At 54.7% G+C, this 12,145-nt stretch carries 12 protein-coding genes and 2 tRNA genes; 5 read left to right on the top strand and 9 right to left on the bottom strand.

All coding sequences use genetic code 11. The features are described 5' to 3' along the window. Positions 1-29: 29 nt before the first annotated feature. From B9Z44_RS11900 to B9Z44_RS11885, 4 genes are read left to right on the top strand one after another with little or no spacing between them, the layout of a single operon-like run. Positions 30-2,927 carry a nitrate reductase gene (locus B9Z44_RS11900; protein ID WP_108402533.1) on the top strand — a complete coding sequence of 966 codons (2,898 nt, stop codon included), beginning with the start codon at positions 30-32 and terminating at the stop codon, positions 2,925-2,927. Next, a complete protein-coding gene (gene cobA, locus B9Z44_RS11895; protein WP_108402532.1) occupies positions 2,924-3,715 on the top strand; it encodes a uroporphyrinogen-III C-methyltransferase in 792 nt (263 codons plus the stop codon). Before B9Z44_RS11900 ends, cobA begins: the two co-directional genes overlap by 4 nt. 27 nt (positions 3,716-3,742) lie before the next feature. Then, positions 3,743-4,186: a cyanase gene (cynS, locus tag B9Z44_RS11890; RefSeq protein WP_108359329.1), complete on the top strand. Its 444-nt coding sequence runs from the start codon at positions 3,743-3,745 to the stop codon at positions 4,184-4,186. A 2-nt stretch (positions 4,187-4,188) separates the two neighbouring features. Then, positions 4,189-4,773, top strand: a complete 585-nt coding sequence (locus B9Z44_RS11885) for a nitroreductase family protein (RefSeq protein ID WP_108402531.1) — start codon at positions 4,189-4,191, stop codon at positions 4,771-4,773. A 26-nt stretch (positions 4,774-4,799) separates the two neighbouring features. Here the strand turns inward: B9Z44_RS11885 and B9Z44_RS11880 are convergent, their stop codons facing one another. The 3 genes from B9Z44_RS11880 to B9Z44_RS11870 are packed head-to-tail and all read right to left on the bottom strand — an operon-like array spanning position 4,800 to position 6,599. After that, positions 4,800-5,072: a YciI family protein gene (locus B9Z44_RS11880; RefSeq protein ID WP_281258817.1), complete on the bottom strand. Its 273-nt coding sequence runs from the start codon at positions 5,070-5,072 to the stop codon at positions 4,800-4,802. A 27-nt stretch (positions 5,073-5,099) separates the two neighbouring features. Beyond that, positions 5,100-5,549 carry a type II 3-dehydroquinate dehydratase gene (locus B9Z44_RS11875; protein WP_108359007.1) on the bottom strand — a complete coding sequence of 150 codons (450 nt, stop codon included), beginning with the start codon at positions 5,547-5,549 and terminating at the stop codon, positions 5,100-5,102. A 36-nt stretch (positions 5,550-5,585) separates the two neighbouring features. Next, positions 5,586-6,599: a TRAP transporter substrate-binding protein gene (locus B9Z44_RS11870; RefSeq protein WP_108402529.1), complete on the bottom strand. Its 1,014-nt coding sequence runs from the start codon at positions 6,597-6,599 to the stop codon at positions 5,586-5,588. 153 nt (positions 6,600-6,752) lie between these two features. On the opposite strand from B9Z44_RS11870, the gene B9Z44_RS11865 reads away from it, so the two are divergent. After that, positions 6,753-7,655, top strand: coding sequence for a LysR family transcriptional regulator (locus B9Z44_RS11865; protein WP_108402528.1), 903 nt, complete (start codon positions 6,753-6,755; stop codon positions 7,653-7,655). A 113-nt stretch (positions 7,656-7,768) separates the two neighbouring features. On the opposite strand, the gene B9Z44_RS11860 is transcribed toward B9Z44_RS11865, so the two are convergent. The 6 genes from B9Z44_RS11860 to B9Z44_RS11835 all read right to left on the bottom strand — a co-directional run bounded on the left by B9Z44_RS11860 (position 7,769) and on the right by B9Z44_RS11835 (position 12,140). After that, a complete protein-coding gene (locus tag B9Z44_RS11860; RefSeq protein ID WP_108402527.1) occupies positions 7,769-8,113 on the bottom strand; it encodes a hypothetical protein in 345 nt (114 codons plus the stop codon). Between the two features lie 342 nt (positions 8,114-8,455). Then, positions 8,456-8,531: transfer RNA gene (locus tag B9Z44_RS11855), tRNA-His, on the bottom strand. Positions 8,532-8,545: 14 nt separating this feature from the next. Then, entirely contained in the window at positions 8,546-10,441 is a 1,896-nt protein-coding gene (locus B9Z44_RS11850) for a SurA N-terminal domain-containing protein (RefSeq protein ID WP_108359020.1), read from the bottom strand. A gap of 71 nt (positions 10,442-10,512) precedes the next feature. Beyond that, a tRNA-Val gene (locus tag B9Z44_RS11845) sits at positions 10,513-10,588 on the bottom strand. Between the two features lie 15 nt (positions 10,589-10,603). Next, positions 10,604-10,876, bottom strand: coding sequence for an HU family DNA-binding protein (locus tag B9Z44_RS11840; protein ID WP_104799252.1), 273 nt, complete (start codon positions 10,874-10,876; stop codon positions 10,604-10,606). A gap of 178 nt (positions 10,877-11,054) precedes the next feature. Next, positions 11,055-12,140 carry a tartrate dehydrogenase gene (locus B9Z44_RS11835; RefSeq protein ID WP_108359021.1) on the bottom strand — a complete coding sequence of 362 codons (1,086 nt, stop codon included), beginning with the start codon at positions 12,138-12,140 and terminating at the stop codon, positions 11,055-11,057. Between the last annotated feature and the right edge of the window lie 5 nt (positions 12,141-12,145).

The raw sequence follows: 12,145 nt of genomic DNA, 5'->3' as shown, positions 1-12,145 counted from the left end.
ACCCCGTCACCCACTGCCCGAAAGCCGCCATGAAAGAAACGCGTTCAACCTGCCCCTACTGCGGTGTGGGCTGCGGCGTCATCATTGAATCCAAGGGTGGGCACATCACGGGCGTGCGTGGCGACCCCGCGCACCCTGCCAACTTTGGCCGCTTGTGCAGCAAAGGTTCAACGCTGCACCTCACAGCCAGCCCCGTGATGGCCGAACAAACGCGTTTGCTGCAACCCATGCGCCGCTTGGTGCGTGGCGGTAGTTTGCAACCCATGGCGTGGGACAACGCCATGCAATTGGCCAGCCAAACACTGGCCAGCATCGTGCGCGCACACGGGCCTGATGCTTTGGGGTTTTATGTGTCGGGCCAGTTGCTGACCGAAGACTATTACGTGTTCAACAAATTGGCCAAAGGCCTGCTGGGCACCAACAACATCGACACCAACTCGCGCCTGTGCATGAGCAGCGCGGTGGCGGGCTACAAGCTCACCCTCGGCGCCGACGCCCCACCCGCTTGCTATGACGACGTGATGCACGCCAACTGCCTGTTCATCGCGGGCAGCAACGCGGCCTATGCGCACCCGATTTTGTTCAGGCGCATCGAGGACGCACGGGCGAAAAACCCCAACCTCAAAATCATCGTGGCCGACCCGCGCCGCACCGACACCGCGAGCAGCGCCGACCTGCATTTGCAGCTGCAACCCGGCACGGATGTGACCCTGTTTCACGGCATGCTGCATGTGATGTTGGCCGAGGGCTGGGTCGACACGGCCTACATCGCCGCGCACACCGAGGGCTTTGAAGCACTGCAAACTTTGGTGGCCGACTACACGCCCGCACGCGTGCATGAGGTGTGCGGCATCACCCCCGAACAACTGCTGCAAGCGACCCGCTGGTTTGCGGGAGTGCCACCGCACAGCACACGCAACGCGCCTGAGCCCGCATGGCGCACGCTCAGCCTGTATTGCCAAGGCTTGAACCAGTCCAGCAGCGGCACAGCCAAGAACGCCTCGCTGATCAACTTGCATTTGGCTACGGCTCAAATTGGCAAAGCCGGCGCAGGCCCCTTCTCGCTGACGGGCCAACCCAACGCCATGGGCGGTCGCGAGGTGGGTGGTTTGGCCAACCTCATCAGCGCGCACCGCGACATGAGCAAGCCCGAACACCGCGCCGAAGTGGCCGCTTTGTGGGGCATTGCCGATGTGCCGTCCAAGCCCGGCAAAACCGCGGTGGAAATGTTTGAAGCCGCTGCCGACGGCGAAATCAAAGCGCTGTGGATTGCCTGCACCAACCCGGCACAATCCATGCCCGACCAAGCCACCGTGCGCCGCGCCTTAGAACGTGCGGAGTTTGTGGTGGTGCAAGAAGCCTTTGCCACAGCCGAAACCTGCGCCTTCGCTGACCTGTTGCTGCCCGCCACCACCTGGGGCGAAAAAGAAGGCACCGTCACCAACAGCGAACGCCGCATCACCCGCGTGCGTGCGGCGGTGCCCGCACCCGGCCAAGCACGGCACGACTGGCAAATCGTGGTGGACTTGGCCGCGCGTTTAGCCGAAGAGCCGGGTGTCACGGCACACGCCACACCCAACAACGCCTCCTCGTTGGGACACCTCAACAACGCCCCACATGGCCTGCACATGGCCTACACCTCGCCCGAAGAAATTTGGGTGGAGCACCGCGAATCCACCCGCGGCCGTGACCTCGACATCACGGGCCTGAGCTACGCGCACTTGGAAAGCACACCCGAGCAGTGGCCCATGCGCGAAGGTGCAGCCCACGGCCAAGCGCGTTTGTACGAAGACGGCGTGTTCGCCACCGCCAACGGCCGCGCCAAATTTGCGGCACTGCCCTACGTGCCCACAGCGGAAGCACGCGAGTCACGCTTTCCGTTCTCGCTCAACACAGGCCGCTTGCGCGACCAGTGGCACGGCATGACGCGCACCGGCTTGGTCGGCAAACTCTTTGGCCATGTGGCTGAACCCGTGGTGCAGTTGCACCCCGACGACATGGCGCGACTCAACCTGACCGAAGGCAGCTTGGTGCACGTCACCAGCAAGCGCGGCTCCATCGTGGTGCCTGCCCAAGCCAGCAGCGACCTCGGCGCCCACCAAGCCTTCATCGCCATGCATTGGGGCCCTGCGTTTTTGAGCGGTCGCGACCACCAAAACAAACCGCTCGCAGGCGTCAACGCCATCACCACCTCGGCGTATTGCCCCAGCTCCAAGCAACCCGAGCTCAAGCATGCGGCGGTCAAAGTGCTCAAAGCCGAACTGCCTTGGACCTTGCTGGCCGTGGCTTGGTTGCCCGAGCACAAAGCCCAAACCATTTTGCAAGCCCTGCGTGCGCGCATGGTGCAGTTTGAATTTGCCAGCTGCGTGCCTTTCAGTGGCGACGCCCCCGACAACGGCGTCATCCAGTGCCCCGCACGCCAAGGCGTGCTCATGCGCGCCGCGTGCAGCGAAGCGCCCGACATGACCTTGGTGCACGACATGGAGCAACTCTTGGGTTTGAGCGGCAGCGACAGCTTGCGTTACGTCGATGCGAAACGCAGCCAATTGCGCAGCATCCGCCTGCAACACAGCGAAGCAAACAAAGTGCATGACACTCAGCTGGAGGCCTTCATCATCGCGGGCGACACCTCAGCTGAGACATGGCTCAAAGCTTTGCTGCAAACACAAGCTTCCACCCAAGAATACGGACGCCGCTTGCTGATGACAGGCAGCAAGCCACCAGTCGCCTTGGTGGATGCAGGCATCACCGTGTGCAGCTGCGTGGGCGTGAAAGATGTGGCCATTCGCAATCACCTGAAGATTTACAAAGGCGACAGCGCACAGCGCTTGGCATCGTTGCAAGGCACGCTCAAGTGCGGTACCCAATGCGGCTCATGCGTCCCCGAGCTGCGCCGCATGATTCAACTCACCGAGAGCACAACATGACACACAACGATACGCACACACAGGCGCACGTCACACTTGTGGGCGCAGGCCCAGGCGACCCTGAACTGCTAACGCTCAAAGCGGTGAAGGCCATTGAAGCAGCCACCGTCTTATTGGTCGATGATTTGGTGAGCGACGCCATCGTGGCCTACGCATCTAGCACCGCACGCATCATCTATGTCGGAAAACGGGGCGGTTGCAAATCAACCCCACAAGCCTTCATTGAAAAGCTGATGCTGCAAGAAGCCTTGGGCGGGGAAAACGTGGTGCGACTCAAAGGCGGCGACCCTTTCATCTTTGGACGTGGCGGTGAAGAAGTCGAACACTTGCGCGCGCAAGGTGTGAAGGTCACCGTCATCAACGGCATCACCGCAGGTTTAGCAGGTGTGACATCGTTGGGCGTGCCATTGACACACCGCACACATGCGCATGGTGTGTTGTTCATCACTGGCCACGCCAAACAAGGTGCCACCGACACGGTGGATTGGACCGGGTTGTCACGCACGGCAGCGCAAGCCAAGCTCACCTTGGTCATCTACATGGGGATGCACGGTGCAGCGCAACTGCAAGAAGCGCTGCTGCACGGATTAAGCCCCCACACACCCGTCGCTGTGATTCAACACGTGAGTCTTCCCACACAACGCCATGTGGTGTGCACGCTGGATGAGCTACACAACACGGTGGTGCAAAACCAAATGGCCAGCCCCTCCGTCATCGTGGTGGGCGATGTCATTCTTGGTCTCTTACAACTCGAACAGAGCAACCAGCGCCTTGTCGCTGCGGGCTAAACCTTTTCAACCAACCTAGGAATGCACATGAACCGCCTCGACGTGACAGAGAAAATCATCAGTACCAAAGTGTCTAAAGGCATCAAATGGGAAGACGTGGCTAAAAAAGTGGGGCTTTCCAAAGAATGGACCACTGCCGCCTGCCTTGGCCAAATGACCTTGGATGCCAGCCAAGCCAAAATCGTTGGCAAAATTTTCGGTCTCAATGTAGAAGAACAAAAGTGGCTGCAAGTGGTGCCTTACAAAGGTTCGTTGCCCACGCCTGTGCCCACTGACCCGTTGATTTACCGCTGGTACGAAATTGTCAGCGTGTACGGCACCACCATCAAAGAATTGATTCACGAAGAATTTGGCGACGGCATCATGAGCGCGATTGATTTTTCCATGGACATCGTGCGTCAATCTGACCCCAAAGGTGACCGTGTGAATGTGGTGCTCTCTGGCAAGTTCTTGCCCTATAAACAATATTGACCATGCGCACGGACGCGGCTGAGTTGCTTCTGGCGCACATGCGTGCCAGAAGCCATGTCGCGCCCAAGCGGCTTGAAGCGCCAGGGCCGAATGCCGATGCACTGAATTTGATGTTCAGTGCCGCCGCACAAGCGCCTGACCACGGTCGCATTCGCCCTTGGCGATTCATCGTGATACCGCAAGAAAAGCGTGAGGCCTTGGGTCAAGCATTTGTACAAGCATTGCAGGCGCGAGACGCCAAGGCCAGCCAAGCAGAACTGAACACCGCATATGACAAAGCATTTCGTGCGCCGTGCTTGGTATTGGCCGTGCTTAGCCATGTTCCCTCCGAACCTCAAGTGCCTACACATGAACGCTTGGTTTCTTTGGGGTGTGCGATTCAAAACATGTTGCTGATGGCGCAAACACTCGCGATCGGCAGCGGCATTACCAGCGGGCAATCCATGAATGCGTCGAGCATTCGCGAATTGTTCAAGCTACACATCGACGAAGAATGCGTTTGCTATTTGGCCTTTGGTCACGTCACAGCGTACAAACCCCAAAGAACACGGTCTGAACCAGCGGCCTTTGTGTCTGTGCTTGACTGAAAGTCCTTGGGCTCGCCTCTACTGATTCATCTGTTGTCCCGCCATTTGGCGAAATGACGAATTTCAACCTGTTGCCAAACCCCAGCTTTCATGAAGGGGTCGTTTTGATTGAAGTTCACCAGCTGCGCTTTGTCTACCGCCTCAATCAAAAAGCAACTTCCGTTGATGGTTTCGTTATCGTCCTCAAGCAAAGGTCCCGACACAAGAATTTTGAATGGGGCTGCAGATAAATAAGCCTTATGTGCCTCCACGTGCTTGGCGCGAATTTCAGCGCTGCCGGGCACGTCAAGGCAATACATAACAAAGTGCATGGCTTGATCTTTCGCTTATTTCTCGACGGACAAACGCTCGGCCATCCAGTCCAATGCCAGCAGATACCCTGAGGTGCCAAAGCCAGCCATGACCGCAGTCACCACCTTGGACATCAAAGAGTTGTGATAGACGGCCTCGCGGGTGTGCACATTGCTGATGTGCAACTCAACCTTGGGGCCGTCAAACATCTTCAAAGAATCCATGATCGGCACAGATGTGAACGTCAAGCCTGCGGGATTGATGATGATGCCGTGGGCGTGGTCAATCGCATCATGAACACTCTCGACCAAGACGCCCTCAAAGTTGGTTTGTCTGAATTCAAGCTCAAGCCCTAAGGCTTTTGCTTTGACGCGGCAACGTTTCTCAAGATCGACGAGCGTTTCTTTTCCGTAGATGTGCGGCTCACGTGTGCCCAACCTATTCAGGTTGGGGCCGTTGAGGATAAAGATCTTTTTTGCAGTCATGGCTATCTCTGTCTCTTTCCGTTAAATGATCCGGGGTTATTTGGCAGCTGCGCGGTACTTGGCGAGCTCCACATTCAAGTCATCTACGGTTGCGCGAATAGGTGCGCTGTGCTTTTCAATGACATCCTTCAAAGCCACACGCATGCGGTTGCGCTCACTTGGGCTGATGTCATTGACCTTCATGCCTTCTTTTCTCAGCACATCTAAGGATGACTCGTCATATGCTCTAGAAACTTGGCGTTGATACGGTGTGGCTTCACTCATGGCATCTTGCAAAATTTTCTGCTCAGCGGATGACAACTGATCCCAGAACCGCTTACTGGCTAAGACAGCTTGCGCGTTGTAAGTGTGCTTGGTCAAAGACAAATAACTTTGAACCTCAAAAAACTTCGCGGCTGCAATGGCAGAAGCAGGGTTTTCTTGACCATCAAACGCCTTTTGCTCCAACGCACCGTACAGCTCTGGCCATGGCAATGGCGAAGCGTTTGCACCCAAGCCTTTGAATAGATCCACATACATCGCAGCGGGCACAACACGCAACTTCAAACCGCTCAGGTCTTCCATCTTTGTGATGGGTCGCTTGCTATTGGTCACGTTTCGAAAACCGAAGTCCCAATACGCCATGCCAATCAGACCCTTTTCAGGGATCTTGCTGTACAGCTTTTTGCCAAAAGGTCCGTCCAACACAGCCAACGCCTCTTCTGGGCTTTGGAACATGAATGGCAAATCAACCGCTTCGAAATCTTTCACCATGCCAGCCAACAAACCCGGTGTGGTGATCAACATTTCAACCGTACCACCTTGCAGTGATGAGATCACCTGAAGGTCTCCGCCCAACTTGCCGCTGCTGAACAAGTTCACCTTTAACTTGCCACCACTTTTGCTTGCCACCAAATCGGCAAACTTTTGGGCTCCCAAACCTTGGGGATGGCTGTCACTTTGACTAAAGGCAATTTTGATGGTTCGCTCTTTCACATCTTGAGCAAAACTTATGCCCCAGGCCGTTACAGCCATTGCGGTAATGAGGGTTTTGAGAACCAGTCGTTTCATTTTTGTCTCCAGTTTTTTAGTTAAACAGCGGTTTTTACGCTTTCTCATCACGGCGATGGACCAGCGATCACCAGCGATTGAATTCATCGTATCACTCGAAAAAAATGAGATAAATACCTTATCCTTAACAATATTTATGAAAATAATTCACATATGAGCCATGAGTTTCTTGCGTTTGTCAAAGTTGTGGAAAGGGGAAACTTCTCTGCCTCTGCTGTCGATTTAGGACTGACCCCATCCGCGATGTCCAAACTCATCACAAGGCTAGAAGACAGATTGGGGGTTCGACTGCTTCACCGAACCACACGTCGCCTATCCATGACAGCCGAGGGCGAAACCTTCTATCTGCGTGCCAGAGATATTCTTCAAATCATTGAAGATGCGGAATCCGAAGTCTCTCAAGCAGGCAGCAACCCCAGGGGCAAGCTGCGCGTGAACTGCGTCACAGGATTTGCCTACAACGTGCTGGCATTGCACTTGCCAAAATTCATGGCGATGTATCCCGATGTACAGGTGGAGTTGGCCGTGACCGACAAAGTCGTTGATTTGCTGGCAGAGAACGCGGATGTGGGAATTCGCTCGGGAATCATTGGCGACCAGGGCATCATCACGCGCAAATTTTCAGAATTTGAAAGGATGATTTATTCCTCCACCGAATATCTCGAACGTCGGGGAATTCCTCAAGTCCCTTCGGACCTCGCCGCGCACGACTGCATCGTCTTGGGCAATAAGCAACAGCAGCCGTCGAAGTGGCCGTTTCTTGTCAACGGCCATGAAACGGAGGTCGAGGTGAATGGACGAATCACGGCGGACAACGCAGAAACAGCCTTGCGCATCATCATGGCTGGCGGAGGCATTGCACGGGTGGCGAACATGCAAGTCGAGCATGCCGTTCGCCGTGGATGGGTAGTGCCTATCCTCACGAAGTTCCACGTGCCAAAGCCCGTTCTACTCTCTGCGGTTTACCCCCCTGGGCGGCACAGAATGCCTAAAGTACGCGTGTTCTTAGATTTCTTAGTCACCGAGTTTTCTGAGCCAACTTGGAAAAACATGTGAAGGCGTAACGTCACCCCCTCCTCCCTTGGAGAGGGAAAGCCGTGTATTGGCTCGGCCTGTGATCAGAAATTGGCAGTGACGCATTCAATAGGTGGCGTCATGCCAAGAAAGATTTACTCAGATGCGAATGTCTGCTTGATCACGTCACCGAGGTTTGAGAAGTATTTGTCGGCAGCTTGTGTTGGCACGAGATACTTTGTTCTGCGATTTTTGCCTTCAAAGATTTGTTCAATCAATCCAACTTCACGCAAATCATCCAGCTTGCGATGGATAGTCGCAGGGCTTGCGACTGAACTCAAAGCCATCGCTTCAGTCACCGTCAGCGCCTTGCCTTGTGCATGATGACGTGCAATCACATTCAGTAACTGTTTCGCTGTCTCATCAATATCCACAAGCGATGTGGAATTGCCATCCACAACATGGAGGAGTTGCAAGAAGCGAAGGTAGGTAGATTTCATCTTGGCAATGTTACATATTTAACTGATATAACAACAGCTCGACGAAGCGTGTTGCAAACGACAACCACGACAAGCTGTACACACACGATTTATGGATTGGGTATTTCCTACAACAAAGATGCGCAAGGGAGCGTTGGTGCAGATTACACAAGAGCCCAACGAATCTCTTCAGAGCAGACCCAGTCGTCATTGATCCGTATGGGATGCGTACAAGCTTTAAGACATCCGTTCAACTCAGACAAGAAAAAAGCCTCTAAGCATGACACTTAGAGGCTTGAATCTGAACCCTCAACATGCACCCAAACTAACTTGGACGGCACATAAAACTGCGGGAGTAAATGCTGGGGTGGCTGATGGGGCTCGAACCCACGACAACAGGAATCACAATCCTGGACTCTACCAACTGAGCTACAGCCACCGTAGAAGCAAAGATTATAACCGAGCTACTTTGATTTCCGCCTTAAATTTTTCTTTTAATAGCTTGTAATAAGCCAAGCCCTCGGCGGAAGCCCACCATTGGGCGTACTGCTCACGCTCACGAGCCAAACTTTGTGAATTAGCTGCATCGCGTGGCAACACTTTTTCAACCTTTACCACGGCATAACCACTGACGCCTAAATCAACGCCCACCCACGCTGGCAGCGTTTGGGTACTGGCACGCAAAGCGGCTTCGACCAGAGCCGAAGGTTGTGCTTGCTTGGATTCGCGCGACACCACGATGGCAGCTGGCAATTTGGCAGCGTCTGGGCTGGCCTTCCACTCGGTCAACTTGGCTGCACCTTCTGAGCGTGCGCGTTCACCGGCAAGTTGCGCCACCACTTGTTCGCGGACGCGGGCTTTGACTTCATCCAAAGGCAAGGTGCGCGCGGGACTGTAGCTGGTGATGCGGGCTGCAGCCAAGACATTGGGCGCCAACTCCACGGCTTCGGTGTTGCGCTTTTTCTCAATCGAATCTGGTGAGAACACAGCAGCCAACAGCTTAGGGTTATTGGCTGCGGTCATGCCCGCCACCACTTCACGTCCCAAGTTGCTGGCATGTTGCACGTCCAACTTCAAGCGCTCAGCCACGGGCTTCAGGCTATCAGACTGTTCGTACACGATGTTGGTGAACTGCTCAGCAGCCTCAGCAAATTTGCGCTGCGCCAGTTGGCCACGCACTTCTTGCTCCAGCTTGGCGCGTTGCGACTCAAAGCTTTTTTGCTCAGGCAGTTTGATGTCAGTCAGACGGATGATGTGAAAACCAAATTCGGTTTCCACCACACCGCTGGTCTCGCCCTTTTTCAGGGCGAAAGCCGCCTCTTCGAAAGGCTTGACCATGGCACCACGGCCAAAGAAATCGAGGTCACCACCTTTGGCAGCAGAGCCTGTGTCTTGCGAGTTTTTACGCGCCAACTCAGCAAACTGATTGGGCGACTTTTGCACCTCAGCTAATAAGCTTTGGGCCTTGACACGAGCAGCATCACGCTCAGCCGCAGAGGCACCTTTGTCGGCATTGATCAAGATGTGGCTCGCACGACGCTCTTCCAAGCCAGCCAAGCGGGCTGCGTTTTGTTCGTAGTACGACTTGAGTTCAGCCTCTGGCACCACAATGCCTTTTTGCACTGCAGCCAAATCTAAAACCACATATTCAATGTCTGCACGTTCAGCGGACTGAAACTTGTCGGCATTGGCTTTGTAGTAGGTCTCCAGATCTTCATCACTGGGTTTGATTTGAGACACAAAGTCAGCAGGCACAAACTTTGCCACCTGCACTTGGCGTTGCTCATAAAAAGCATTCAAGGTCACATCGGCCAAGGCGTTAGCGCTAAAGCTGGTCACGCCTACACCTGACATCACTTGACGCGAGGCCAAGTCGCCACGCACTTGCGCCTCAAACGACTCTGGTGACATGCCTTGCGTGGCCAGCAACTGACGATAGCGCTCCATGTCCAACGTGCCATCGGCGCGGCGCAAAGCTGCAATGGTTGGGTTTTGTTGCAACTCTGCGGCTAAACGCGCATCGCTGGCACCCAAACGCAATTTGCTCGCCGCCACTTGCAGAAGGCGGTCGCGCACCATGCGCTCAAGCGTGCTGTATTTGGCTTCAGGTGTGTCAAACAACTTCACATCCACATTGGGCATGCTGCTGCGCATGCGCTCGACTTGGCTGCGATGTGCTGCATCCCAATCCGCTTGCGTGATGTCATGACCATCGACGGTGGCAACCGTTGCACCGCCTTCGCGAAAACGGTTGTAGCCCTCAAGGCCGAACAAAACAAAAGACGGGAAGATCAACAGGAACAGCAAAAATTGCATGACCCGCGTGTGCTTGCGAACAAAATCAAACATGAAGTGGACTCATCGTGATGTGTGAGAAGCCAAGAAAAAAGGCGAACATCGGAGTTCGCCTTTTTAATGGGTGGTGGGTGCTGACGGGGTCGAACCGCCGACCTACTGCGTGTAAGGCAGCCGCTCTGCCAACTGAGCTAAGCACCCATCCTGAACCTTAAATTAGTTCAAGGCGTCTTTCAGACCTTTACCTGGACGGAACTTAGGCACTTTAGCTGCCTTGATCTTGATGGCTTCGCCAGTGCGAGGATTGCGGCCTGTACGTGCAGCACGTTTGCCAACTGCAAAAGTACCGAAACCAACCAAAGAAACTGTGCCGCCTTTTTTCAAGGTGGTCTTCACCGCGCCGATGGTGGACTCGAGTGCGCGAGTGGCCGCAGCCTTGGAAATATCGGCGTGCTTAGCAATGTGCTCAATCAGTTCTGTTTTATTCACAAAAATCCCCTCTCAATGAGATGTGATGTTGATCAATAGGTATGGCTAGTTTACAAGCCATACGAGGTGTAACGCTGCTATGGGAGTCTCGGCCCTTTTTGCGACAAACTTCACTGAAAGAGAAGCGGCGCGCAAGACAGCATGGGAGCGAATTCTAGTCGTTTTTTGAAGCTAAAAATCACAAGGCTTCAGCAATCGCACGACCGACATCTGAAGTACTAGCGTTACCACCAATGTCAGGTGTTTTGGGTGCACCACTCTTGGGGTCCAACACCTTTTCAATGGCTGCCATCACCGCATCGTGTGCGTCTTTGTGGCCCAAGAACTCAAGCATCATGGCGCCACACCAAATTTGGCCAATCGGATTCGCAATGCCCTTGCCTGCAATGTCTGGCGCCGAACCGTGCACGGGTTCAAACAACGACGGAAACTTGCGGTCGGGGTTCAAGTTAGCACTGGGCGCAATGCCAATCGTGCCAGTGCATGCTGGGCCTAAGTCGCTCAAGATGTCGCCAAACAAATTGCTGGCCACCACCACGTCAAAGAAGTCGGGGCGCTGCACAAAGTGCGCCGTCAAGATGTCGATGTGGAACTTGTCCACGTTGATGCCTGGATAGTTCTTGGCCATCTCCACCACGCGCTCATCCCAATAAGGCATGGTGATGGCGATACCGTTGGATTTGGTGGCGCTGGTCAAGTGCTTTTTAGGACGCGTCTGAGCCAACTCAAACGCAAACTTCAACACGCGGTCCACGCCAATGCGTGACATCACGGTTTCTTGCATCACGATTTCGCGCTCAGTGCCGGGGTACATGCGCCCACCAATGCTGGAGTATTCGCCTTCGGTGTTTTCGCGCACGATGTACATGTCAATCTCACCGGGCTGGCGTGGCGAGCCGTCACGGCGCACCACGGGAGCGATGATGCCAGGCATCAAGCGGGCTGGGCGCAAGTTGATGTACTGGTCAAACTCACGACGGAACATCAACAACGAGCCCCACAGCGACACGTGGTCGGCAATTTTGTCAGGCCAACCCACCGCGCCAAAGTAGATGGCATCGTGGCCGCCGATTTGATCTTTCCAATCATCGGGCAGCATCTTGCCGTGCTTCTCGTAATAGTCCCAGCTTGAAAAATCGAAGTGGTCAAACTTCAAGTCGATGCCAAATTTGCGGGCCACGGTGTCCATGACGCGAATGCCCTCGGGCATGACTTCTTTGCCAATGCCGTCGCCGGCGATCACTGCAATGCGTTTTTGACTCATCTTCA

Origin of the sequence: Limnohabitans curvus (assembly GCF_003063475.1) — a bacterium.
Taxonomy (GTDB): domain Bacteria; phylum Pseudomonadota; class Gammaproteobacteria; order Burkholderiales; family Burkholderiaceae_C; genus Limnohabitans; species Limnohabitans curvus.
The sequence above is the reverse complement of the archived record's forward strand: the minus strand, read 5'-3'. Positions and strand labels throughout refer to the sequence as shown.